Raw genomic sequence first — 23,974 nt, forward strand, 5'->3', positions numbered from 1 at the left:
GGCCAATAGGACCGAACCCGACTCCTCGCACCGCTGTTTCCCCGCTGTCAGTGCCGGGTGGCAGGATCGGACCCATGCCAGACGCGCTCGATGCCACCCCGTACGACGCCCTGCTCCTGCTCTCCTTCGGCGGCCCCGAAGGCCCGGACGACGTGGTCCCGTTCCTGGAGAACGTCACGCGCGGGCGCGGCATCCCCAAGGAACGCCTCAAGGAAGTGGGGCAGCACTACTTCCTCTTCGGCGGGGTCAGCCCCATCAACGACCAGAACCGCGCCCTGCTCCGGGCCCTGCGCGAGGACTTCGCCGCCCACGGCCTGGACCTGCCCGTCTACTGGGGCAACCGCAACTGGGCGCCGTATCTGACCGACACCCTGCGGGAGATGGCCGCCGACGGCCACCGCCGCATCCTGGTCCTGGCCACCAGCGCCTACGCCTCCTACTCGGGCTGCCGCCAGTACCGGGAGAACCTCGCCGACGCGCTGGCCACCCTCCAGGCCGAGGGTGTGGAAGCGCCGGCCGTGGACAAGCTGCGGCACTACTTCAACCACCCCGGCTTCGTCGAGCCCATGATCGACGGCGTGCTGCGCGCCCTGGCCGAGCTGCCCGAGGACGTCCGCGCGGGGGCCCACATCGCCTTCACCACCCACTCCATCCCGACCGCCGCCGCCGACACCTCGGGCCCCGTCGAGTCCCACGGTGACGGCGGCGCCTACGTGGCGCAGCACCTGGACGTGGCCCGGCTGATCGCCGACGCCGTCCGCGAGCGCACCGGCGTCGACCACCCCTGGCAGCTCGTCTACCAGTCCCGCTCCGGCGCCCCGCACATCCCGTGGCTGGAGCCCGACATCTGCGACCACCTCGAGGAGCGGCACGCGGCCGGCGTCCCGGCCGTCGTCATGGCCCCCATCGGCTTCGTCTCCGACCACATGGAGGTCCTGTACGACCTCGACACCGAGGCGAAGGCCAAGGCCGAGGAGCTGGGCCTGCCCGTGCGCCGCTCGGCGACCGTGGGCGCCGACCCGCGGTTCGCCGCCGCCGTCCGCGAGCTGATCCTGGAGCGGGCCGCCGTGGAACGCGGCCGGGAGGTCACCCCCTGCGCCCTGGGCGCCCTCGGCCCGAGCCACAACGTCTGCCCGGTCGGCTGCTGCCCGGCCCGTGCCCCGCGCCCCGCCGCCGCGGGCGCCGACAGCCCCTACGCGTGAGGAGAGCCGTGACCGACCCCCTGCACCGGGACCTGCTCGCACTGGCCCGCGAGGCCGCCCGCCGGGCCGGCGAACTGCTGCGCGACGGCCGCCCGAGCGACCTGGCCGTGGCCAGGACGAAGTCCAGCAACGTGGACGTCGTCACCGAGATGGACATCGCGGCCGAGAAGCTGATCACCGATCTGATCTCCGGCCGGCGCCCCGACGACGGCTTCCTCGGCGAGGAGGGGGCCTCGGCCGAGGGCACGAGCGGCGTCCGCTGGGTGATCGACCCGCTGGACGGCACGGTGAACTACCTGTACGGGCTGCCGACCTGGGCGGTGTCCATCGCCGCCGAGCAGGACGGCGAGACCGTCGTCGGAGTCGTCGCGGCGCCGATGCGCGGCGAGACGTACCACGCGGTGCGCGGCGGCGGCGCATGGGCCACGGGCGCGTGGGAGGGCGAGCGGGCGCTCGCCTGCCGGCCCGCGCCCCCGCTGGACCAGGCGCTGGTCTCCACCGGTTTCAACTACGTCACCGAGGTCCGCGCCCACCAGGCCGAGCTGGCCGCCCGGCTGATCCCGCTGGTGCGGGACATCCGGCGCGGCGGCTCCGCGGCGGTCGATCTGTGCGACGTGGCCTGCGGCAGGCTCGACGGGTACTACGAGCGGGGCCTGCACCCGTGGGACTTCGCGGCCGGGGACCTCATCGCCCGGGAAGCCGGCGCGCTGACCGGCGGACGGCCCGGAGAGCGGCCCTCACGGGAGCTGACGGTCGCGGGTGCCCCCGGCGTCTTCGAACCGCTCCAGCGGCTGCTGGAGGACCTCGGGGCGTGGCACGACTGACCGGGGCGGAGACGTGGCCGCACGCGAAGGGACCCCGGCGCTGGATTCGCCGGGGTCCCTCGTCGCGCTCGGGTCGATCAGACGCGTGACGCGCCGACCTCCACACCGTGTTCGGCGGCGAGGCGTCGCAGGTCGTCGAGTTCCGCCTGCTCCACTTCGACAAGGAAGTCGTCGCCCTCGTCACGAGCCCGCGAAAGGTCGGACTCGGTCGCCCTTATGCGCTGCAGAAGTCCTGAGGTGAAAGCGTCCATGCTGCGCCCCCTCGTCCTGGGTCGTGGGTCGGTGGCACGGGGGTGTGCCGTATGGAAGGGGCGATCACGGCTCTCGCGGGTGCCCAGCGCTGCCCGGCCGGGCGGCGACGGTGCCGGACACCCACGCCCGCTCTGCGGAAGCGGAAGGCGGAGTGCCGCATGGTGCTGCGGCACATGCAGAGCGTGATCGCGGGGTGTAAAGCCGTCCTCCCCCCGCTCCCCTCCGGGGAAACCTAACCGCGGGAGAAATTCTCGTATTCCCGCCCCGCAACCCCTGTCCCTGCGGTCCCGGAGGCCGCCTTACAGCCGACTTATGGCCGAAAAGGGCAGGATGGGGCTCACACCCCAACGCACACCCCTGCCCGCACGCGCCCGCGGCGCGCTAGCGCGGGTGGACACAGGAAGGACAAGCGACGTGCGCGTACTCGTCGTCGAGGACGAGCAACTGCTCGCCGATGCGGTGGCCACCGGACTGCGCCGGGAGGCCATGGCCGTCGACGTCGTGTACGACGGTGCGGCCGCCCTGGAGCGCATCGGCGTCAACGACTACGACGTGGTCGTCCTCGACCGCGACCTCCCGCTCGTGCACGGCGACGACGTCTGCCGCAGGATCGTGGAGCTGGGCATGCCCACGCGCGTGCTGATGCTCACCGCCTCCGGCGACGTCAGCGACCGTGTCGAGGGCCTGGAGATCGGCGCCGACGACTATCTGCCCAAGCCGTTCGCGTTCAGCGAGCTGATCGCGCGCGTGCGGGCCCTCGGCCGCCGTACCAGCGTGCCCCTGCCGCCGGTCCTGGAGCGTGCCGGCATCAAGCTCGACCCCAACCGCCGCGAGGTCTTCCGCGACGGCAAGGAGGTCCAGCTCGCTCCCAAGGAGTTCGCGGTGCTGGAGGTGCTGATGCGCAGCGAGGGCGCGGTCGTCTCGGCGGAGCAGCTGCTGGAGAAGGCCTGGGACGAGAACACCGACCCGTTCACCAACGTGGTGCGGGTGACGGTGATGACCCTGCGCCGCAAGCTGGGCGAGCCGCCGGTCATCGTCACCGTGCCCGGCTCCGGCTACCGGATCTGATCCCGGTGGCCGCGACACCCGCGCCGCCCCAGGCGCCGCCGAAGCCCACCTGGGACCCCAGGAGGCCGCAGCCGCCCTTCCCGTGGCTGCGGCCCACGATCCGCATACGGCTGACGCTGCTGTACGGCGGCATGTTCCTGATCGCCGGCATCCTGCTGCTGTCGATCATCTATCTGCTGGCCGCGCAGGCGATCAGCACCGGCAACCAGCCGCTGTTCAAGATCGTCAGCGGTTCGGCGATCAAGGTCACCAGCGACAACTGTCCCGCGGTCACCGCGATCAACTCCGGTCCGGTGCCGCTGTCGGACTTCAACGAGGCGATCGCCCACTGCGTCGACCAGCAGCGCCAGGCGGCCCTGGACAACCTGCTCAGCCGGTCCCTGCTGGCCCTGCTGGGGCTGGCCGTGATCGCCTTCGCGTTCGGGTACGCGATGGCCGGCCGGGTGCTGTCCCCGCTCGGCCGGATCACCCGCACCGCCCGCCAGGTGGCCGGCTCGGACCTGTCCCGCCGCATCGAGCTGGACGGCCCCGACGACGAGCTGAAGGAGCTGGCGGACACCTTCGACGACATGCTGGAGCGGCTCCAGCGGGCCTTCACGGCGCAGCAGCGCTTCGTCGGGAACGCCTCGCACGAGCTGCGCACCCCGCTCGCGATCAACCGCACGCTCCTCGAAGTGCACCTGTCGGACCCGAACGCGCCGGTGGAGCTCCAGCAGCTCGGCAAGACGCTGCTGGCCACCAACGAACGCAGCGAACAGCTGGTCGAGGGACTGCTGCTGCTGGCCCGTAGCGACAACCAGATCGTGGAGCGCAAACCGGTCGACCTGGCCGAGGTCGCCACGCAGGCCATCGACCAGGTGCACGCCGAGGCGGAGGCCAAGGGCGTGACCATCCGGGGCGAGCGCAAACCGGCGGTGGTCCAGGGCAACGGCGTCCTGCTGGAGCGGATCGCGCTGAACCTGGTGCAGAACGCGGTGCGCTACAACGTGCCCGACAAGGGCTGGGTCGAGGTGAATACCGAGGTCGAGCACGGGCAGGCGGTGCTGACGGTCTCCAACACCGGGCCGGTGGTGCCGGCGTACGAGATCGACAACCTCTTCGAGCCGTTCCGCCGGCTGCGCACCGAGCGCACGGGCAGCGACAAGGGCGTGGGCCTCGGCCTGTCCATCGTCCGGTCCGTGGCCCGGGCGCACGGCGGCCACATCCACGCCCGTCCCCGGGAGGGCGGTGGCCTGGAGATGCGCGTCACTCTGCCCATGTGACGCGGACGGACACACGCGGGCCGTGTTCGCTCTACGCGGAATTTTCCAGCCGCCGAACGGACGCTCCTTTGTGTGATCAGTCACATGGACGGATTTCCGGCCATGTACGGAGGGTGATCATGGCGACGGATGGAAAGCCGGGAATGTCCTGGTTTTCAAGGCCGTTGATCACGGGAAGTACACGGAGGGGCGCCTTTGAGGTGCGACATCGGGACCGTGTACGGTCCTCACCGCCATCCAAGCCGATCACTCCTGAGGGGTCGGATTGGGTGTCGATTGAGTAACAGACCTTGATGTGAGGCAAAATCTCCGCTTCAGGTCGGGCACAAGTCCGGCCTCTCACGCGTTACGTGCGCTGGAGAACACCGCAGACACCCAGAGGGGGAGAGCGATATGGCAACCGATTACGACACTCCACGCAAGACCGACGACGACGTCGACTCGGACAGCCTTGAAGAGCTGAAGGCCCGGAGGAACGACAAGTCCACCTCGTCGGTGGACGTCGACGAGTTCGAGGCCGCAGAGGGCCTGGAACTGCCCGGCGCGGACCTTTCGAACGAGGAACTGGCCGTCCGGGTCCTGCCCAAGCAGCAGGACGAGTTCACCTGCATGAGCTGCTTCCTGGTGCACCACCGCAGCCAGCTGGCCCGGGAGAAGAACGGTCAGCCGATCTGCCGCGACTGCGACTGAGGACGGGTCGGCCATGTCTGGCTCGACCCCTCCCCGGAAGCGCCGCTTCCCCCTGGGGAAAGCGGACCAAGGGCCGCTCGACGGCCCGCACGGCGCGCGTGACGACGAGCGGGGCTCACCCGGCGCGGGAGCCTCGCTCGGACCGGCGGAGGACCGGGACGGCCCCCCGGCGCCGGACCGGCACCCCGCGCCCGTCGCCCGGCGCCGGGCGACGGTGATCCGAGACAAGGCCCGGGACCTGGCCCGGGAAGGCGCCCGCAGGGGCGGCAGCCGGGCCCGTGCGGGCCTCGCCCACCTCGCGGACCGCGTCATCGACATCGCCCCGCGTATCCCCGTACGCGACCTCGCGACCCTGCGTCGCCAGTTCCCCGGCCTCGGCCCCGAGGAGCTGGCCGACAAGCTGGTGAAGGGCGCGGCGGCCGGCACCTCCACGGTCGGCGCCGGAATCGGGGCGGCGGCGATGCTGCCGGTGCCCCCGGCCATGCCGACCGAACTGGCCGCGGAGGTCACCGGGGTCGCCGCGATCGAGCTGAAGCTGATCGCCGAACTGCACGAGGTCTACGGCGCCCGCCCGCCGGGCGGCCTCAAGGCCCGTACCGCCGCGTATCTGTCCTCCTGGTCGGGGGAGCGCGGCATCGACGTGACGAAGCCGTCGACGTACGACACGGCCCTCGGCGGCCGGATGAAGCGCGAACTGCGCCAGCGGATCATGAAGCGGATGGTCCGCAACCTGCCCAACCTGGCGCCGTTCCTGGTCGGAGCCGCGGTCGGGGCGGTGGTGAACCGCCGGGAGACCAGAAAGCTCGCCGACCGTATCCGGGCCGACCTGCGCAGGACGAGGGTGCCCTGGGACGAGCTGCCGGAGCTGCCACCCCTGGAGAAGCCGGAGCGACCGCTGGAACTGCCCGGGCTTCCCGAAGAGCCCTGACCGGGCGCCGGCCGGGCGTTCTAGGCGTGCGCCTTCCGCGCCGCGTCGATCGCCGCGGCGAGCTTCTGCGGCTCCCGCGTCGACAGGTACAGGTACGGCGTCGGGTCCTCGGGGTCGGTGACCTCCACGCGCAGTGCCGTCGGGATGTAGGCGCGCAGCAGCAGGAAGGCGCGGGTGTCCGCCTTGTACGTCCGCCAGGCGCGGGCCTCCTCGGCGTCCAGGATCTCCGTCGCGCCCAGCGCGGACACCGGCAGCCTGGCCTCGCCCGCGATCAGCGAGTCCCCCACGACCCGGATGCGCGGGGAGCCGTAGGCGCTGGCCACCACGGCCGCCGCGGCCGTACCGCCGACCAGGCCGCCGAGCAGGGGCAGGGTGCCGAACGGCAGCAGGATCAGGGCGAGCGAGACGCCCACCAGGAGGCTGATCACCCACCACGAGCGGGGAGCCGTGAGACGTTCTTCGTAGGGGGTGGCGGAGAGCTGCATGAAACCTAGCTTGGCATGGGATCCGTAGTCGGCCGATGCGCGGGTAAGGTCTGCGGCTGTGAGTGGTAGTTCCGCAGCTCTTCAGCCTCCCGCCGACGCGGGCAAGCCCATACGGCACCCCGACGCGCCCGCGCCCGGGGAACTCCTCGGTGCCCATTACGAACACTGTTTCGGCTGTGGCCCCGGCCAGCCGCACGGACTGCACCTGGAGGCCCGGGCCGGAGAGGGTGTGTCGCTGACCGCCGAGTTCACCGTGCGCCCCGCCCATCAGGGCGCCCCGGGACTCGCCCACGGCGGCGTGCTCGCCGCGGCCCTGGACGAGACCCTCGGCTCGCTGAACTGGCTGCTGCGCACCATCGCCGTGACCGGACGGCTGGAGACGGACTTCGTCCGGCCCGTGCCCGTGGGCGCCACACTGTTCCTGGCGGCCGAGGTCACCGCCGTCGCCGGACGCAAGATCTACTCCACCGCCACCGGACGCGTCGGCGGCCCGGGCGGCCCGGTCGCCGTCCGCGCCGACGCCCTCTTCATCGAGGTCAAGGTGGACCACTTCATCGACCACGGCCGCCGGGAGGAGATCCAGGCCGCCATGAACGACCCGGACCAGATCCGGCGCACCCGCGCCTTCGAGGTGAACCCGTGAGCCGTAGCCCCCTCGACGTGCTGATCCGCCGGGTGGACCCCGACGTCCCGCTCCCGGCGTACGAACACCCGGGTGACGCCGGGGCCGATCTGCGCACCACCGAGCCCTGCGAGCTGGCGCCCGGCGAGCGCGCCGTGCTGCCCACGGGAGTGTCGATCGCCCTCCCGGAGGGGTACGCGGCGTTCGTGCACCCGCGGTCCGGCCTCGCCGCCCGCTGCGGTGTCGCCCTCGTGAATGCCCCGGGGACGGTTGATGCCGGGTACCGTGGGGAGATCAAGGTGATCGTGGTGAATCTCGACCCGCGCGAGAGCGTGCGGTTCGAGCGCTTCGACCGGATTGCCCAACTGGTCGTCCAGCAAGTCGAGAGGGTCCGCTTCCAGGAGGTCGCGGAACTTCCCGGCTCGGCGCGGGCCGAGGGGGGCTTCGGGTCCACCGGCGGCCATGCCGCGGTGGGCGGCGACAGCGGCACAAGCGGTCAGGCCGCCGTAGGCGGTCCGACGGGTGGGAATCGATACGCTTCGGTCGTATCCGACCGGGAAGGACAGTGACGTGTTCGGACGTCGCAAGAAGAAGGGTGCCGCCGAGGACGCGGCCGGCGAGGCCGAGCAGGTCGTCGACAGCGTCGACACCGAGGCGGACGAGGAGGAGGCCGGACGCGAGCGCCTCCGGCTGGAGCCCGGGCCCCGGCCCGACGGGCCGTGGGACAGCAGCGAGGTGCGCGACCCGGCCGAGGGCCGCGTGGACCTCGGCGGGCTGTTCGTGCCGGGCGTCGACGGCATGGAGCTGCGGGTGGAGGTGGCCGGGGACGCCATCGTCGCCGCCACCGTCGTGCTGCGCGACAGCGCCATCCAGCTCCAGGCGTTCGCCGCGCCCAAGCGCGAGGGCATCTGGGGCGAGGTACGCGAGGAGATCGCGTCCGGCATCACCCAGCAGGGTGGCATCGTCGACGAGGTCGAGGGCCCGCTCGGCTGGGAGCTGCGCGCCCGGGTACCGGTGCAGCTGCCCGACGGCACCGGTGGCTTCCAGGTCGTCCGGTTCGTCGGCGTGGACGGCCCGCGCTGGTTCCTGCGCGGTGTGATCTCGGGGCAGGGCGCGGTGCAGCCGGAGGCCGCCGGGCTGCTGGAGCAGATCTTCCGCGACACCGTCGTGGTGCGCGGCGAGGGTCCGATGGCTCCGCGCGACCCGATCGTCCTGAAGCTGCCGAACGACGCGCAGATGGTGCCCGAGGGTGTCCAGCAGGAGGAGGGCTCGCGCTTCTCCGGCGGGATGGGGCAGTTGCAGCGGGGTCCGGAGATCACCGAGGTCCGCTGACGGCTTCAGCCGGGATACACGGGCCGTGCCTTCGAGGCGCGGCCCGTTTTTGCGGGGGGGGTGCCCCTATCTGTTTGGTCAAGGTCGAGGACCAGTAGGTTCGTGTGGTCGAGGGCGGGGCCGAGCCGTAGGGGTGTGCATGGGGGATAGCCAGGTCACGATCAAGCTCACGAGTGACGAGGCGCTGGTGCTGTCGGACTGGCTGGAGAAGCTCCAGATGACGGACCTGAGCCGGGTTGTCGACGATCCGGCGGTCTGGGCGCCGATCCATCGCATCGCCGGGACGCTGGACAAGTCCCTTCCTGGGCTGTTCGCGCCTGACTATGACCAGCAACTTGAGGCCGCTCGCCGACGGCTTCGGCCGGAGGAGGACTGATCGATGAGTCTGAACCGTCACCTGGCTCCTGCGGGTTGGGGTTCGTAGAAGGTTGCGTCGCGGAGCATCGCGAAGAGAACGTCGGCCCGACGTCTCGCGAGGCAGAGCAGGGCCTGGGTGTGGTGCTTGCCCTGGGCGATCTTCTTGTCGTAGTAGGCCCGGGAGGCCGGGTCGCCCAGGGCGGCGAACGCGGAGAGGAAGAAGGCCCTTTTGAGCTGCTTGTTTCCTCTCCTGGAGGGCTGTTCGCCGCGGATCGATGAGCCCGAGCTCCTCGTGGCCGGGGCGAGTCCGGCGTAAGCCGCGAGGTGGCCGGCGGTCGGGAACGTGCTGCCGTCGCCGACCTCGATCAGGATCCTGGCTCCCGTCCTGACGCCGACTCCCGGCATCGACGTCAGGACTTTCGAAAGAGGGTGGGCCTCCAGCAGTTCCTCGATCCGCCCGGCCAGTAGTTTCCGCTGGTCAAGGACGGTAGCGAGCGATCCGGCCAGGCTCGGGACGATCAGCGCGGCCGCCTCGGTCCCCGGAACGGTGACGGTCTGCTCGTCCAGAGCGGCGAAGATCTCCTCGACCAGCCGCTCGGCCATCCGCGGTGCCTTCGGCCGCAGCAGCGTGACCAGCCGCCGCCGTCCGGCCTTGCGTATCTGGGCCGGTGACCCGAACCGCTCCAGCAACGTGAGGACAGCCGGGTGCTGCAACCTCGGCCCCAGAACCCGTTCCAGCGACGGATGGACCTGGGTCAGCAGACCGTGCAGCCGGTTCGCGACCCTAGTGGCTTCGCCGGCCAGGTCGTCGTCGAACCCGACGATCATCTCCAGCTCGGCGATCGTCTCGTCCTCGCCGTCGATCGCCCGCAGCGTGTGCGGCATCGCCCGGGCGGCGTCGGCGATGATGAACGCGTCCTTCGCGTCCGTCTTCGCCTCGCCCGGGTAGAGGTCGGCGATCCGCCGCATCGTCAGCCCCGGCAGATAGGCGACCGGACAGCCCATGTCCCTCGCGACCGCCAGCGGCAGGGCGCCGATCGAGGCCGGCTGATCGACCACGACCAGCACCGTCCCGTGCTTGGCCTGCAGCTTGGCGAACAGCTCGCGGAGCTTGGGCTCGGTGTTGGGCAACCGCTTGTCGAACGCCTTCTTGCCGGCCCGGGTGACGGCGGTGGCGTGGTGTTCGCCCTTGCCGACGTCCAGGCCGAGGAAGACGTCGATGTCGCCGGTGTCGATCACGTGCAGGCCCCTCCATCACGCTTTCGTCCGGCCTTGCCAGGGCACCGAGCTGCCACATCCACGTTACGGAGAGCTCTTCCGGCCCGGGTGAAGCCGGTGCTCAAGCCCCTCATCAGCGGTCCGTCGATGCCTCCGGACCCGGTGACACCACCCCCCGGATCATGAACAACAAGGGGGGGAAGTCATGCCGGACCCGAAGGCCGGAGGCCCCATTGCGGAGCCATGAAAACGGTAACGGGGGGGCTCGCCGTTGGGGGTGCCTGTCCGTCGCCGGGTGCGGCGCCGTCGTGGTTGCTCGCGCAGTTCCCCGCGCCCCTTCGGGGCGCTTCTCGTCAGGGTTGCGTCAAAGTTGAGCCCTGCTCGCCCTTCCAGGTCTGATCGCCCCGCCGGGCGGCCGTAAGGTCGACGCTGCGCAGACTTCTGGCACGGAAAGACAATGTGGGCATGGGACGCGGCACGCTTCGGATCTACCTCGGCGCGGCACCGGGCGTGGGCAAGACCTACGCCATGCTCGCCGAGGGACACCGCCGTACCGAGCGGGGCACGGACTGCGTGGTCGCGTTCGTGGAGCACCACGGCAGGCCGCGCACCGAGGTCCTGCTGCACGGCCTGGAGCAGGTGCCGCGCGGGAGGCTGGAGTACCGGGGCGCCGTCTTCGAGGAGATGGACGTGGACGCGGTGCTGCGCCGGGCCCCCGTCGTCGCCCTCGTGGACGAGCTGGCCCACACCAACGTCCCCGGCTCCCGCAACGCCAAGCGCTGGCAGGACGTGGAGGAGCTGCTGGCCGCGGGTATCGACGTCGTCTCCACCGTCAACATCCAGCACCTGGAATCACTCGGCGACGTCGTGGAGTCGATCACCGGCGTGCGCCAGCGCGAGACCGTCCCCGACGAGGTCGTCCGCCGGGCCGACCAGATCGAGCTGGTCGACATGTCCCCGCAGGCACTGCGCCGCCGCATGGCGCACGGCAACATATACGCGCCGGACAAGGTCGACGCGGCCCTGTCCAACTACTTCCGGCCCGGCAATCTGACCGCCCTGCGCGAGCTGGCGCTGCTGTGGGTGGCCGACCGGGTCGACGAGTACCTGAACGAGTACCGCAGCGAGCACCGGGTCTCGGCGATATGGGGCTCCCGGGAACGGATCGTGGTGGGCCTGACCGGCGGCCCCGAGGGACGCACCCTCATCCGCCGGGCCGCCCGGCTCGCCGAGAAGGGCGCCGGCGGCGAGGTCATGGCCGTCTACATCGCCCGCAGCGACGGGCTGACCTCGGCCTCCCCGAAGGAGCTGGCCGTCCAGCGCACGCTCGTTGAGGACCTCGGCGGAACGTTCCACCATGTGGTCGGCGACGACATACCGGCCGCGCTGCTCGACTTCGCGCGCGGGGTGAACGCCACCCAGATCGTGCTGGGCTCCTCGCGCCGCAAGGCCTGGCAGTACGTCTTCGGGCCCGGCGTCGGCGCCACGGTCGCCCGGGACTCCGGCCCCGACCTGGACGTCCACATCGTGACCCACGAGGAGGTCGCCAAGGGCCGGGGACTGCCCGTGGCCCGCGGCGGCCGGCTCGGGCGGGCCCGGATCCTGTGGGGCTGGGCGGTCGGACTGGCCGGCCCCGTCGTCCTCGCGCTCGGCCTGAACACCGCCGGCCTCGGCCTCGCCAACGACATGCTGCTGTTCCTGGCCGTCACCGTCGCCGCGGCCCTGCTCGGCGGCCTGCTGCCCGCGCTGGCCTCGGCGGCCTTCGGCTCGCTGCTGCTGAACTACTTCTACACCCCGCCGCTGCACCGGCTGACCGTCGCCGACCCCAAGAACATCGTCGCCATCGCGATCTTCTTCGGGGTCGGCATGTCGGTCGCCTCGGTGGTGGACCTCGCCGCCCGGCGCACCGACCAGGCGGCCCGGCTGCGCGCCGAGTCGGAGATCCTCTCCTTCCTCGCCGGCAACGTGCTGCGCGGCGAGACCAGCCTGGAGGAGCTGCTGGAACGGGTCCGCGAAACCTTCGCCATGGAGTCCGCCGCACTGCTGGAGCGGGAGAGCGACGTGGCGCCCTGGACCTGCGCGGGCCGGGCCGGCTTCGGGCCGCCGCTGGAGCGCCCCGAGGACGCCGACGTGGACATGCCCGTCGGCGACCACATGGCGCTCGCGCTCACCGGCCGGGTGCTGCCCGCCGCGGACCGCCGGGTGCTGGCCGCCTTCGCCGCCCAGGCCGCCGTGGTCCTCGAGCGCCGGCGCCTCCAGGAGGAGGCCGACCAGGCCCGCGCGCTCGCCGAGGGCAACCGCATCCGCACCGCCCTGCTGGCCGCCGTCAGCCACGATCTGCGCACCCCGCTGGCCGGCATCAAGGCCGCCGTGTCCTCCCTGCGCTCCGACGACGTGGCCTGGTCCGAGGAGGACCGGGCCGAGCTGCTGAAGGGCATCGAGGAGGGCGCCGACCGGCTCGACCACCTCGTGGGCAACCTCCTCGACATGTCCCGCCTCCAGACCGGCACGGTCACGCCGCTGATCCGCGAGATCGACGTGGACGAGGTCGTACCGATGGCCCTGGGCGGCGTGCCCGAGGACAGCGTCGGCCTGGACGTGCCCGAGACGCTGCCGATGGTCGCCGTGGACCCCGGGCTGCTGGAGCGGTCGGTGGCCAACCTGGTGGAGAACGCCGTCAAGTACAGCCCGCCCGGGCGGCGCGTCCTGGTGGCCGCGAGCGCCATCGCCGACCGGGTCGAGGTGCGCGTGGTGGACCGCGGGCCGGGCGTGCCGGACGAGGCCAAGGAGCGGATCTTCGAGCCCTTCCAGCGCTACGGGGACGCTCCGCGCGGCGCCGGCGTCGGGCTCGGCCTCGCGGTCGCCCGGGGCTTCGCCGAGGCCATGGGCGGCACCCTCACCGCGGAGGACACGCCGGGCGGCGGGCTCACCATGGTGCTGAGCCTGTGCGCGGCCGGACCGCGCCCCGAGCCGCTCCCCGCCGGGGAGTTCCGTACCGAACCGGAAAGGCACACCATATGACCCGGGTGCTCGTGGTCGACGACGAGCCGCAGATCGTGCGTGCCCTCGTGATCAACCTCAAGGCACGCGCGTACGAGGTGGACGCGGCCCCCGACGGCAGGACCGCCCTCGAACTCGCCGCCTCCCGCCACCCCGACGTGGTCGTCCTCGACCTGGGCCTGCCCGACATGGACGGCGTGGAGGTGATCCGGGGCCTGCGCGGCTGGACCCGGGTGCCGATCCTGGTGCTGTCCGCCCGGCACTCCTCCGACGAGAAGGTGGAGGCGCTGGACGCGGGCGCCGACGACTACGTGACCAAGCCGTTCGGCATGGACGAGCTGCTGGCCCGGCTGCGGGCCGCGGTGCGCCGGGCCGAACCGGCCGGGCCGGGCGAGGACGACCTGACGACCGTGGAGACCGAGGGCTTCACCGTCGACCTCGCCGCGAAGAAGGTCCACCGCGACGGCAAGGACGTCCGGCTCACCCCCACCGAGTGGCACCTGCTGGAGGTGCTGGTGCGCAACACCGGCCGCCTCGTCGGCCAGAAGCAGCTGCTGCAGGAGGTGTGGGGGCCGTCGTACGGCACCGAGACCAACTACCTGCGGGTCTACATGGCCCAGCTGCGGCGCAAGCTGGAGACCGACCCGTCGCATCCCAGGCACTTCATCACGGAGCCGGGGATGGGATACAGGTTCGAGAAGTGAGCCGACGGGCGCTCTCAGCGCCCTGTCGGCCCTGCCGACGGCCCCGGTACGCTTCACATATGACTGCTGTTCCTCGTTCCGAAAAGCCGGCCGGCCGGTTCCGGCGCATGCTCGACCGGCTCTCCTCGTCGCAGGAGGACCTGGAGTCCGAGGAGCTGCGCGAAGACGCCGAGACGGCAGGCTGCACCAAGATAGGCGACTGCCACGACCGGCAGATCGTCACCGTAACTGGTACCTTGCGCACGGTCACCCTGCGCCCGCGCGCCGGAGTCCCGGCCCTGGAGGCCGAACTCTTCGACGGCTCCGCCGCCCTGGACGTCGTGTGGCTCGGCAGGCGCTCCATCGTCGGGATCGAACCGGGGCGCAAGCTGATCGCATCGGGCCGGATCTCGATGAGCCGGGGCCGCCGGGTGCTGTTCAACCCGAAATACGAACTGCGACCCCTCGGACGGGAGTAGCCGGTGACGTCCCTCGACAAGCCGACCGAAGACACCGACCAGACTCAGCCCCAAGACGCCCGCGCGGTGACCGAGGCGGCGCTCTTCGAGGCCTTCGGCGGGGTCCGCGGCATGGTCGAGACGGTCGTGCCGGGCCTGCTCTTCGTCGCGATCTTCACGATCAACAAGGACCTGCACCTGTCCGCGATCGCCGCGCTGGCGGTCTCCCTGGTGCTGGTCGTGGTCCGGCTGGCCATGCGGGACACGGTCAAGCACGCCTTCAGCGGTGTCTTCGGCGTGGCCTTCGGCGTCGTCTTCGCGATGTTCACCGGCAACGCCAAGGACTTCTACCTCCCCGGCATGCTCTACACGCTCGGCCTGGCCGTGGCGTACATCGTCACCGCCCTCGCCGGGGTCCCGCTGATCGGCCTCATCCTGGGCCCGGTCTTCAAGGAGAACCTCTCCTGGCGCACCCGCAACCCGGGCCGCAAGAAGGCGTACACCAAGGCGAGCTGGGCCTGGGGCCTGATCCTGCTCGCCAAGTGCGCGATCCTCTTCCCGCTGTACTGGTGGGCCGACACCACCCAGCTCGGCTGGGTCCTGGTCGCCCTGAAGATCCCGCCGTTCCTGCTCGCGGTCTGGCTGACCTGGGTCTTCCTGGCGAAGGCACCCGCGCCCATCGACGTGTTCGCGGAGATGGAGGCGCAGGAGGAGGCGCAGAAGGCCGAGAAGGAGCGCAAGGCCGCCGCCCTGGCCGCGGAGACCGGTGAGTCCGACGGGGGGCGGCACCGCCGGGAGGCGTGAGCGGCCGTCGTACGACGACGAAGGGCGCCCTTGTCACCAAGGGCGCCCTTGTCACCAAGGGCGCCCTTTCCGTAGGCCCGGGCTCAGCTCTCGCGCCGCACCGACAGCAGTTCCTCCAGCTGCTCCTCCCGGGCCTGGGCGGCCACGAACAGCAGCTCGTCGCCCGGCTCCAGGGAGTCCTCCTTGGAGGGGGTCAGCACCCGCGTACCGCGGATGATCGTGACCAGGGAGGTGTCCTGCGGCCACTCCACGTCCCCCACCTGGGTGCCGGCCAGGGCCGACTCCTCGGGCAGGGTCAGCTCCACCAGGTTGGCGTCGCCGTGGCTGAAGCGCAGCAGCCGGACCAGGTCGCCGACGCTCACCGCCTCCTCGACCAGGGCGGACATCAGCCGCGGGGTGGAGACGGCCACGTCCACGCCCCAGGCCTCGTTGAACAGCCACTCGTTCTTGGGGTTGTTCACCCGGGCGACGACGCGCGGGACGCCGTACTCGGTCTTCGCCAGCAGCGAGACGACCAGGTTCACCTTGTCGTCGCCGGTCGCGGCGATCACGACGTTGCAGCGCTGGAGCGCCGCCTCGTCCAGGGAGGTGATCTCACAGGCGTCGGCGAGCAGCCACTCCGCCTGCGGGACGCGCTCGACCGAGATGGCGGTCGGCGCCTTGTCGATCAGCAGGACCTCGTGGCCGTTCTCCAGCAGCTCGCCCGCGATCGAGCGGCCGACCGCGCCGGCCCCGGCAATGGCGACCCTCATCAGTGACCGCCCTCCTCTTCCGGGCCACTGGCGAACGCCGCCTCGACCTTGTCCACGTCGTCCGTCCGCATCATCACGTGCACGAGGTCGCCCTCCTGCAGCACCGTCTGGGAGGTGGGCAGGACCGCCTCGCCCAGCCGGGTCAGGAACGCCACCCGGACGCCCGTCTCCTCCTGGAGCTTGCTGATCTTGTGGCCGACCCACTTCGGTGAGGCGTGCACCTCGGCGAGCTGCACCCCGCCGGTGGGGTCGCGCCACAGCGGCTCGGCGCCCGAGGGCAGCAGCCGGCGCAGCATCTGGTCGGCGGTCCAGCGGACCGTGGCCACGGTGGGGATGCCCAGCCGCTGGTAGACCTCGGCGCGCCGGGGGTCGTAGATACGGGCCGCCACGTTCTCCACGCCGAACATCTCGCGGGCCACCCGCGCGGAGATGATGTTGGAGTTGTCACCGCTGGAGACCGCGGCGAAGGCGCCGGCCTCCTCGATGCCCGCCTCGCGCAGGGTGTCCTGGTCGAAGCCGACGCCGGTGACCCGGCGGCCCCCGAAGCCCGGGCCCAGCCGGCGGAAGGCGGTGGGGTCCTGGTCGATCACGGCGACCGTGTGGCCCTGTTGCTCCAGGGTCTGGGCAAGAGCGGAACCCACTCTTCCGCAGCCCATGATGACGATGTGCACGACCGTCCTTCCGGTGTCCAAAAGTTACTGCTCAAGCATCAGGGTCTCAGACAGACGCCCAAAGCTACACACGGGCGCCACGCGCCCCGCACCCCCCTGCCCGGCACGGAGCGAGCCGTCGGCGAGTGATCCTGAGCACGCCCGCGAGGTCTGGATTCCGAGGCCCCACGGAACGGACGGTGCCCCGATCGGCCCCGCGGCCACGCGCGGGCGGCCCCCCGGGGGCGACGGCAGGCGGCGTTTGCCCCCCGGGCACGGCGGGCACCCGCCACCACGGATTCCGAAGTTCCGCACGCCCCCGATTTCACTCGTGAGGCAGATACCGCACGCCGGGTGGGCGGGTGCCCGTACGAAGGCTTACGATCCTCTCTCGTGTCCAAACTGACCGACGTGCCCAAACGGATCCTGATCGGGCGCGCACTGCGCAGTGACCGGCTGGGCGAAACCCTCCTGCCGAAGCGCATCGCACTCCCCGTCTTCGCCTCCGACCCGCTGTCCTCCGTCGCCTACGCGCCGGGGGAGGTCCTGCTGGTCCTGTCCATCGCGGGCGTGTCGGCGTACCACTTCAGCCCCTGGATCGCCGTCGCGGTCGTCGTGCTGATGTTCACCGTGGTCGCCTCCTACCGGCAGAACGTGCACGCCTACCCGAGCGGCGGCGGCGACTACGAGGTCGCCACCACCAACCTCGGCCCCCAGGCCGGGCTCACCGTGGCCAGCGCCCTGCTCGTGGACTACGTCCTGACCGTCGCCGTCTCCATCTCCTCCGGCATCGAGAACCTCGGCTCCGCGGTCCCCTTCGTCGTCGAGCACAAGGTGCTCTGCGCGGTCGCCGTGATCGTGCTGCTGACGCTGATGAACCTGCGCGGCGTGAAGGAGTCCGGCAAACTCTTCGCCATCCCGACGTACGTCTTCGTCGGCGGCGTCTTCATCATGATCCTCTGGGGTGCCTTCCGGGGCCTGGTCCTCGGCGACACCATGCGCGCCCCCACGGCCGACTACCACATCAAGGCCGAGCACCAGGGCCTCGCCGGCTTCGCGCTGGTCTTCCTGCTGCTGCGCGCCTTCTCCTCCGGCTGCGCGGCCCTCACAGGCGTCGAGGCGATCTCCAACGGCGTCCCGGCCTTCCGCAAGCCCAAGTCGAAGAACGCGGCCACCACGCTCGCGATGATGGGCCTGCTCGCCGTCACCATGTTCTGCGGCATCATCGCCCTCGCGATGACGACGAAGGTCCGCATGGCCGAGACCCCGGCCACCGACCTGCTGCACCACGGCATCCCGGTCGGCCCCGACTACGTCCAGAACCCGGTCATCTCCCAGGTCGCCGAGGCGGTCTTCGGCAAGGGCAGCTTCCTGTTCATCCTGCTCGCCGCCGCCACCGCGCTGGTGCTGTTCCTGGCCGCCAACACGGCGTACAACGGCTTCCCGCTGCTCGGCTCGATCCTCGCCCAGGACCGCTACCTGCCGCGCCAGCTGCACACCCGCGGCGACCGGCTCGCCTTCTCCAACGGCATCGTGCTGCTCGCCGGCGCGGCCACGCTGCTGGTGTTCATCTACGGCGCCGACTCCACCCGCCTGATCCAGCTGTACATCGTCGGCGTGTTCGTGTCCTTCACGCTCAGCCAGACCGGCATGGTCCGGCACTGGAACCGCCACCTCGCCGCCGAGAAGGACCCGGCCAAGCGCAGCCACATGATCCGCTCCCGCGCGATCAACGCGTTCGGCGCCTTCTTCACCGGCCTGGTGCTGGTGGTCGTGCTGGTCACCAAGTTCACGCACGGCGCCTGGGTGGCCCTGCTCGGCATGTGCATCTTCTACGCGACGATGACCGCGATCCGGAAGCACTACGACCGGGTCGCCGAGGAGATCGCCGCGCCCGAGGGCCCGAGCGACGACATGGTCCGCCCCTCCCGGGTGCACTCCGTCGTCCTGATCTCCAAGATCCACCGGCCCACGCTGCGCGCCCTCGCCTACGCCAAGCTGATGCGCTCGGACACCCTGGAGGCGCTGACCGTCAACGTCGACCCGGCCGAGACCAAGGCACTGCGCGAGGAGTGGGAGCGGCGCGGGATCGACGTACCGCTGAAGGTGCTGGACTCCCCGTACCGGGAGATCACCCGCCCGGTGATCGAGTACGTCAAGAGCCTGCGCAAGGAGTCCCCGCGCGACGCGATCTCCGTGATCATCCCCGAGTACGTGGTCGGCCACTGGTACGAGCACCTGCTGCACAACCAGAGCGCCCTGCGCCTGAAGGGCCGCCTGCTCTTCACACCCGGCGTCATGGTCACCTCCGTCCCCTACCAGCTCGCCTCCTCCGAGGCCGCCCGGGCCCGCGCCCGCAAGCGCCAGGAGTGGAACGCACCGGGCGCGGTCCGCCGGGGCCCGGCCGTGGAACGGCCCAAGGAGCCGTCGGGGAAGGACTGAGGGAGGCGGCCGGCGGCATATCCGGCCGGGACCGAGAGGGACGGGAAGGCCGTAGACTGGTGGGCTGTCGACCGTCGGCCGACCGCCCCCGTCCTTCTTTCTCTTTCTCTTCTCTTCGATCTGGAGTCACCTCACCATGCAGGCAGAACCGACCAAGTCTCCGGTGTCTCTGGTGGGTGAGGAGTACGAGGTCGAGGTCGGCCCCGTCGCCCACGGCGGCCACTGCATCGCCCGTACGTCCGAGGGCCAGGTGCTGTTCGTCCGGCACGCGCTGCCCGGCGAGCGGGTGGTGGCCCGGGTGACCGAGGGCGAGGAGGGCGCGCGTTTCCTGCGCGCGGACGCCGTACGGATCCTGGAGCCGTCCAAGGACCGCATCGAGGCCCCCTGCCCCTTCGCCGGCCCCGGCCGCTGCGGCGGCTGCGACTGGCAGCACGCCAAGCCCGGCGCCCAGCGCCGCCTCAAGGCCGACGTGATCGCCGAACAGCTCCAGCGGCTGGCCGGCCTCACCCCGGAGGAGGCGGGCTGGGACGGCACGGTGGTCCCGGCCGAGGGCGACAAGCTGCCCGCCGGCCAGGTGCCGCAGTGGCGCACGCGGGTCCAGTACGCGGTGGACGCCGCTACGGGCAAGGCGGGCCTGCGCCGCCACCGCTCGCACGAGGTCGAGCCGATCGACCACTGCATGATCGCGGCGGCGGGCGTGAGCGAGCTCGGCATCGAGAAGCGGGACTGGACCGGCATGGAGTCGGTCGAGGCGATCGCGGCGACCGGCTCCCAGGACCGCCAGGTGGTCCTCACCCCGCGCCCCGGCGCCCGCCTGCCGCTGGTCGAGCTGGACCGGCCGGTGTCCGTCCTGCGGGTGGACGAGAAGTCCGGTGGCGTGCACCGCGTGCACGGCCGGCCCTTTGTGCGCGAGCGCGCGGACGGCCGTACGTACCGGGTCGGCGGCGGCGGTTTCTGGCAGGTCCACCCGAAGGCGGCGGACACGCTGGTCACGGCGGTGATGCAGGGCCTGCTGCCGCGCAAGGGTGACATGGCCCTGGACCTGTACTGCGGTGTCGGCCTCTTCGCCGGCGCCCTCGCCGACCGCCTCGGCGAGCAGGGCGCGGTCCTCGGCATCGAGTCGGGCAAGCGGGCGGTGGAGGACGCGCGGCACAACCTGGCCGACTTCCCGCGGGTCCGCGTCGAGCAGGGCAAGGTCGAATCGGTCCTGCCGCGCACCGGCATCACCGAGGTCGACCTCATCGTCCTCGACCCCCCGAGGGCGGGCGCCGGCCGCAAGACGGTCGCCCACCTCTCCACCCTCGGCGCCCGCCGCATCGCCTACGTAGCCTGCGATCCCGCCGCGCTGGCCCGGGACCTGGGGTACTTCCGCGAGGGCGGCTACCGGGTGCGGACGCTGCGGGCGTTCGATCTGTTTCCTATGACGCATCATGTGGAGTGCGTGGCGATTCTGGAGCCTGCGGCGAAGGGTTTCTGACCTGCGGTTTTGATGGGTGCGCATGATGTGCGCTAAGGGCGTTACGGGCGATATCTTGACGCTCAAATGACGGTCTGCGAGGTAACTTGACGCTCATTTGACGCTCGTTCTGATGGGGTGTCAGGCACCTTATCGGGCAGGTCAGACCTGTCGAGTGGCGAGTATCGATCGGGCGCCGAGGGCAAGCGACGCTGAGTGCGGACCTACTGAGTCTGGCTGGTCAGATGTCCCGGAACGGACCAACCCGGTCCTCCGCGCCCAAGTTGACCGGGATGGACGCGAGCGTCAATCCGCTTCCCGAGGCGTTGGACGCCGAGTGGCACGGCAATCCGGGGGAACGGTATCGGACCACCCCGGCGGGCATGCCGTTGTCCCGGTGTTCAGCCGGAGGTTCGGGAACTACATTCCCGTCCACGTCCCCTATGCGAGGGCTGGCGATTACCGCGTGTACGTGCCGAGCGTTGTCGCCGACTGTCTCGACCGGAAGGCGTCGTCGTCGCCGAGCGCGGTCGGGGAGATGGAGCACGCCGAGTTCATTCCGGAGAGGTTGCCGCTCGACGCCCCGTGTTCCCGGCTGACGGACAACAGGACGTATGTCTACCGGAACGGTTGGGCAGCACGACTGATCCAGTCCGTCGCCGACCCGGAGAACGTGGAACAGAGGCTGGTCTGGTCCAGTGATCTTGGCGCCGTACGGCACTCGCGCCCCATGGGTTTCCAGCAGTGCTTCCAGGGTGAGGGGCGGCGCGGCCGCGTGCCGGCGAGGGGCCTTCCCGCCCCCGGCGGTGGGCGTCGGCTACCGGTGCGCGGTCAGGAACGGCAGGATGACGTCGGCCATTTCGTCGGGTACTTCCTCCGCGAGGTCGTGGCCCGCGTCGAAGACGTGTCCGGTGACGTGGTGGGCCACGTGCCGTGCCTGGGACTCGTTGCGCTCGCCGATGAAGGCGGAGCCGCCGAGGGCCAGGACCGGGATGTCCAGCTTCCGCCGTGCGGCCTGCCGGTTCTGTTCGGCGTCGGTGAGCATCGCCCGGTAGACGGCGAGCATCGCGCGGATGCCGCCGGGCATGGAGTAGCAGCGCACGTACTCCTCGACCGCGTCGGGGGTGGCGGTGTCGGGGTGGCTGCGCTCGTTCTTGATCATGTAGGTGATCAGTTCACGTTCGTGTCCGGCGATCAGCATCTCGGGGACGTCGGGCTGGAAGTAGAAGCCCAGGTGCCACAGATGCATGCCGCTGGAGACGTTCTCGGGGGTGAGGGCGGTGTGGTCCTCGAAGCCGAAGCCCGGGAGCAGGGCCTCGGCGAAGACCAGGGCGGTGGCGTGGTCGCGGTGCCGGGCGGCGAGCTGGTAGCCGATCACCGCACCCCAGTCCTCGCCGACCACGGCGTAGGTCTCGTGTCCGAGGCGGGCCATCAGCTCGGCGATGTCGTCGCTCATCGTCGCGGAGTCGTAGCCGTCCGCGGGGCGGGCGGAGTCGCCGAGACCGCGCAGGTCGGGTACGACGACGGTGTGGTGGGGCGTCAGCTTCGGGACGAGGTGGCGCCAGTGGTAGCCGGTCTTGGGCACGCCGTGCAGCAGCACCACGGCGGGGCCGGTTCCGGCCGTCCGGTAGTGCAGGCTCGTTCCGTTGACGGCGGCACGGCCGGTGCGCAGGGGTGTCGTCGTGTGGTCGTACATCATGACGTGCTGCTTCCTGTCCTGGGGGAGCGGGTGGGGCCCGGGCCCTCGGCGCTCCTGCGGGCGCCGTGAACAGGGCGGGACGGGTCTCCGTTTTCTTGATCGAGTGTTACAGATTCGGGGTATGGGAAACGCCCGCCGAGAACGCCGGCCGCTCAGTCGAGAGTGGTCAGCGCGAGTTCCACGAGGGGTTCCAGGGCGGGCGCGTCCGGTGTGATCTTCGAGGAGACCAGCAGTCCGTTGAGGAAGGTGACCAGGAACGCGGCGACCGTGTGCGGGTCGTGCCGCGTCGCGATCTCGCCCCGTTCCATCGCGGCCCGCAGTACCTCGGTGAGCGCCTCCCGGGTCGCGTCCTGCATGTCGCGCACGGTGCGCCGGGTCGCCGCGTCCTGGGGCAGCCGCTCGCAGGCGGCGTTGACGGCCAGGCAGCCCTGGCCGCCGTGCTCGGCGGCGATGCGGATCCGCTCCGTCAGCAGCGTACGGATCGCCGCGCGGGCGTCCGCCTCCTGCTCCAGGCTGCGCAGGGCGGCCGCCGCGAGGGTGGTGCGGTAGTGCTCCAGCGCGGCCCGGTAAAGGCCGTCCTTGTCGCCGAACGCGGCGTACAGGGACCCCTGTCCGATCCCCAGGTGCTGGGTGAGATCCCGGACGGAGGTCGCCTCGTAGCCGCGCGTCCAGAACAGCTCCATGGCGCGGCTCACCGCCGCTTCGGTGTCGAACTCCCGGGTCCTCGCCATGATCCCACCGTAGCTTATCTGGATCGGTTGTTCAAGAAAGGGGGCGGGTGGTGAAACGCTCCTGCGGGCGCGCTCATGGAGGACCACGCCCGGCCGGCTCCGAAGGGCCGCTAGTACGCGAGCTGCCCGATGCCCCCGTCGACGCGCAGTACGGTCCCCGCGGTGCAGGCGGATTCGTCGGAGGCGAGATAGACCGCCGCCTTCGCCGACTCGGTGGCGGTTCCCAGGCGGTGCAGGGGTACGGTCTGTCGGAGTTCCTCGTACAGGGCGGCCTGCCCGGGGATACGGGGCGACATCGATCCAGGACCTGGTCGACGCGCTGGGCGTGGAGCGCGGCAGCCTCTACGGCACGTTCGGCGACAAGCGCCGCTTCTACCTCGAAGCCGTCAGGCTCTACTGGGAGGTGTACGAGCGGCACCTGACCGCCGCGCTCGACACCGGCCCGCTCCTGCCCGCCCTGCGCGAGATCCTGACCCATCCCGTGCGGCTGGACGAACTGATCTCCGACATGGGCGTGCCGCAGGGCTGCCTGGTCGGCAACACGACCGCCGAACTCGTCCCCCAGGACGGCGACGCCACGGAGGCCGTCACCCGCTCGTACCGCCGGTTCACCGACATCGTCGCCGCGCACTCCGCCGCGCGCAGGCCGCCGGAGAGGTCACGGACACGTCCTCGCCCGAGGCCCAGGCGCAGCTCTTGCTCTACATCGTCCAGGGCCTCTCGCTCGTATCGAGGGCGGGGCTCGACAGGACGGCGGCCCTGGCGGCGATCGACACGGCACTGGACGGGCTGCGGGCCTGACCGGGCGTTCGAGGCGGCGCCTTGACGCTCGCTCGGCGCTGGTTGTGACGGGTCGTGGGGACGGCGGCGGCCTTCCGGGACCGCTCAGTGCTCCAGGGCCTCGGCCGGCACCCGGCAGACCTCGGCGGCCGGCTCCAGGTTGGCGCTCTGGTCGGCCCCGGTTCTGTCGCCATATTGCCTCAGTCGGAAACCTTGGATTTGCTTGACGACGTCGTACGAATCCCACCCGCACCGGGCGGTGTCCCCGCCCTTGTCGGC

25 protein-coding genes are annotated in these 23,974 nt (G+C 71.2%); 17 read left to right on the forward strand and 8 right to left on the reverse strand.

All coding sequences use genetic code 11. From position 1 onward, the window contains the following. Positions 1 to 74 precede the first annotated feature (74 nt). Together HB370_RS29555 and HB370_RS29560 are read left to right on the forward strand one after the other, a co-directional pair. Positions 75 to 1,202 carry a ferrochelatase gene (locus HB370_RS29555; protein WP_030785303.1) on the forward strand — a complete coding sequence of 376 codons (1,128 nt, stop codon included), beginning with the start codon at positions 75 to 77 and terminating at the stop codon, positions 1,200 to 1,202. Between the two features lie 8 nt (positions 1,203 to 1,210). Then, positions 1,211 to 2,026, forward strand: a complete 816-nt coding sequence (locus HB370_RS29560) for an inositol monophosphatase family protein (protein ID WP_030785302.1) — start codon at positions 1,211 to 1,213, stop codon at positions 2,024 to 2,026. Positions 2,027 to 2,103: 77 nt separating this feature from the next. On the opposite strand, the gene HB370_RS29565 is transcribed toward HB370_RS29560, so the two are convergent. Continuing rightward, positions 2,104 to 2,277 carry a hypothetical protein gene (locus HB370_RS29565; RefSeq protein ID WP_167345744.1) on the reverse strand — a complete coding sequence of 58 codons (174 nt, stop codon included), beginning with the start codon at positions 2,275 to 2,277 and terminating at the stop codon, positions 2,104 to 2,106. A 415-nt stretch (positions 2,278 to 2,692) separates the two neighbouring features. On the opposite strand from HB370_RS29565, the gene HB370_RS29570 reads away from it, so the two are divergent. From HB370_RS29570 to HB370_RS29585, 4 genes are all read left to right on the forward strand, one after another. Next, positions 2,693 to 3,346: a response regulator transcription factor gene (locus HB370_RS29570; RefSeq protein ID WP_007387794.1), complete on the forward strand. Its 654-nt coding sequence runs from the start codon at positions 2,693 to 2,695 to the stop codon at positions 3,344 to 3,346. A gap of 5 nt (positions 3,347 to 3,351) precedes the next feature. Then, a complete protein-coding gene (locus HB370_RS29575) occupies positions 3,352 to 4,608 on the forward strand; it encodes a HAMP domain-containing sensor histidine kinase (protein WP_030785299.1) in 1,257 nt (418 codons plus the stop codon). 393 nt (positions 4,609 to 5,001) lie between these two features. Next, positions 5,002 to 5,298, forward strand: a complete 297-nt coding sequence (locus HB370_RS29580) for a DUF4193 domain-containing protein (RefSeq protein WP_003997302.1) — start codon at positions 5,002 to 5,004, stop codon at positions 5,296 to 5,298. Between the two features lie 13 nt (positions 5,299 to 5,311). Then, positions 5,312 to 6,226, forward strand: a complete 915-nt coding sequence (locus HB370_RS29585) for a hypothetical protein (protein WP_030785296.1) — start codon at positions 5,312 to 5,314, stop codon at positions 6,224 to 6,226. A 20-nt stretch (positions 6,227 to 6,246) separates the two neighbouring features. Here HB370_RS29585 and HB370_RS29590 read toward each other — a convergent pair whose 3' ends face one another. Beyond that, on the reverse strand, positions 6,247 to 6,711 hold the full coding sequence (locus HB370_RS29590; RefSeq protein ID WP_030785294.1) for a DUF3093 domain-containing protein: 465 nt from the start codon (positions 6,709 to 6,711) through the stop codon (positions 6,247 to 6,249). A 58-nt stretch (positions 6,712 to 6,769) separates the two neighbouring features. On the opposite strand from HB370_RS29590, the gene HB370_RS29595 reads away from it, so the two are divergent. From HB370_RS29595 to HB370_RS29610, 4 genes are all read left to right on the forward strand, one after another. Further along, entirely contained in the window at positions 6,770 to 7,354 is a 585-nt protein-coding gene (locus HB370_RS29595) for a PaaI family thioesterase (protein ID WP_030785289.1), read from the forward strand. After that, a complete protein-coding gene (gene dut, locus HB370_RS29600) occupies positions 7,351 to 7,902 on the forward strand; it encodes a dUTP diphosphatase (protein ID WP_030609154.1) in 552 nt (183 codons plus the stop codon). Before HB370_RS29595 ends, dut begins: the two co-directional genes overlap by 4 nt. A 1-nt stretch (position 7,903) precedes the next feature. Continuing rightward, a complete protein-coding gene (locus HB370_RS29605) occupies positions 7,904 to 8,665 on the forward strand; it encodes a DUF3710 domain-containing protein (protein WP_030785285.1) in 762 nt (253 codons plus the stop codon). Positions 8,666 to 8,804: 139 nt separating this feature from the next. Then, positions 8,805 to 9,041, forward strand: coding sequence for a hypothetical protein (locus HB370_RS29610; protein WP_030795553.1), 237 nt, complete (start codon positions 8,805 to 8,807; stop codon positions 9,039 to 9,041). 17 nt (positions 9,042 to 9,058) lie between these two features. On the opposite strand, the gene HB370_RS29615 is transcribed toward HB370_RS29610, so the two are convergent. Then, entirely contained in the window at positions 9,059 to 10,258 is a 1,200-nt protein-coding gene (locus HB370_RS29615) for an IS110 family transposase (RefSeq protein ID WP_167345782.1), read from the reverse strand. 447 nt (positions 10,259 to 10,705) lie between these two features. Between HB370_RS29615 and HB370_RS29620 the strand changes: the two genes are divergently transcribed. From HB370_RS29620 to HB370_RS29635, 4 genes are read left to right on the forward strand one after another with little or no spacing between them, the layout of a single operon-like run. Next, positions 10,706 to 13,261: a sensor histidine kinase KdpD gene (locus tag HB370_RS29620; protein WP_030777350.1), complete on the forward strand. Its 2,556-nt coding sequence runs from the start codon at positions 10,706 to 10,708 to the stop codon at positions 13,259 to 13,261. After that, the gene (locus HB370_RS29625) at positions 13,258 to 13,944 is read left to right on the forward strand and encodes a response regulator (RefSeq protein WP_030777352.1); all 687 of its coding nucleotides are present in this window, start codon (positions 13,258 to 13,260) and stop codon (positions 13,942 to 13,944) included. The genes HB370_RS29620 and HB370_RS29625 overlap by 4 nt, the downstream gene beginning before the upstream one ends. A 59-nt stretch (positions 13,945 to 14,003) precedes the next feature. Continuing rightward, a complete protein-coding gene (locus tag HB370_RS29630) occupies positions 14,004 to 14,402 on the forward strand; it encodes an OB-fold nucleic acid binding domain-containing protein (protein ID WP_078629620.1) in 399 nt (132 codons plus the stop codon). Positions 14,403 to 14,405: 3 nt separating this feature from the next. Next, entirely contained in the window at positions 14,406 to 15,185 is a 780-nt protein-coding gene (locus HB370_RS29635) for a DUF3159 domain-containing protein (protein ID WP_030777356.1), read from the forward strand. A gap of 83 nt (positions 15,186 to 15,268) precedes the next feature. On the opposite strand, the gene HB370_RS29640 is transcribed toward HB370_RS29635, so the two are convergent. Next, a complete protein-coding gene (locus HB370_RS29640) occupies positions 15,269 to 15,937 on the reverse strand; it encodes a TrkA family potassium uptake protein (RefSeq protein WP_030609167.1) in 669 nt (222 codons plus the stop codon). Then, a complete protein-coding gene (locus HB370_RS29645; protein ID WP_030777359.1) occupies positions 15,937 to 16,608 on the reverse strand; it encodes a TrkA family potassium uptake protein in 672 nt (223 codons plus the stop codon). The genes HB370_RS29640 and HB370_RS29645 overlap by 1 nt, the downstream gene beginning before the upstream one ends. Before the next feature lie 372 nt (positions 16,609 to 16,980). Between HB370_RS29645 and HB370_RS29650 the strand changes: the two genes are divergently transcribed. Both HB370_RS29650 and HB370_RS29655 read left to right on the forward strand, forming a co-directional pair. Continuing rightward, entirely contained in the window at positions 16,981 to 19,029 is a 2,049-nt protein-coding gene (locus HB370_RS29650) for an APC family permease (protein WP_030777361.1), read from the forward strand. Between the two features lie 136 nt (positions 19,030 to 19,165). Then, positions 19,166 to 20,506: a TRAM domain-containing protein gene (locus tag HB370_RS29655; protein ID WP_030777363.1), complete on the forward strand. Its 1,341-nt coding sequence runs from the start codon at positions 19,166 to 19,168 to the stop codon at positions 20,504 to 20,506. A 796-nt stretch (positions 20,507 to 21,302) separates the two neighbouring features. On the opposite strand, the gene HB370_RS29660 is transcribed toward HB370_RS29655, so the two are convergent. From HB370_RS29660 to HB370_RS42055, 3 genes are all read right to left on the reverse strand, one after another. Further along, complete coding sequence (locus tag HB370_RS29660) at positions 21,303 to 22,184, reverse strand: alpha/beta fold hydrolase (RefSeq protein WP_030777365.1); 882 nt, start codon at positions 22,182 to 22,184, stop codon at positions 21,303 to 21,305. Positions 22,185 to 22,336: 152 nt separating this feature from the next. Then, positions 22,337 to 22,915, reverse strand: a complete 579-nt coding sequence (locus HB370_RS29665; RefSeq protein ID WP_030777368.1) for a TetR/AcrR family transcriptional regulator — start codon at positions 22,913 to 22,915, stop codon at positions 22,337 to 22,339. Positions 22,916 to 23,025: 110 nt separating this feature from the next. Continuing rightward, positions 23,026 to 23,211 carry an SDR family oxidoreductase gene (locus tag HB370_RS42055; RefSeq protein ID WP_030777370.1) on the reverse strand — a complete coding sequence of 62 codons (186 nt, stop codon included), beginning with the start codon at positions 23,209 to 23,211 and terminating at the stop codon, positions 23,026 to 23,028. A gap of 29 nt (positions 23,212 to 23,240) precedes the next feature. Between HB370_RS42055 and HB370_RS29670 the strand changes: the two genes are divergently transcribed. Beyond that, positions 23,241 to 23,741: a hypothetical protein gene (locus HB370_RS29670; RefSeq protein ID WP_244405673.1), complete on the forward strand. Its 501-nt coding sequence runs from the start codon at positions 23,241 to 23,243 to the stop codon at positions 23,739 to 23,741. Positions 23,742 to 23,974 lie beyond the last annotated feature (233 nt).

Origin of the sequence: Streptomyces sp. DSM 40868 (assembly GCF_011820545.1) — a bacterium.
GTDB classification, from domain to species: Bacteria; Actinomycetota; Actinomycetes; order Streptomycetales; family Streptomycetaceae; genus Streptomyces; species Streptomyces eurythermus.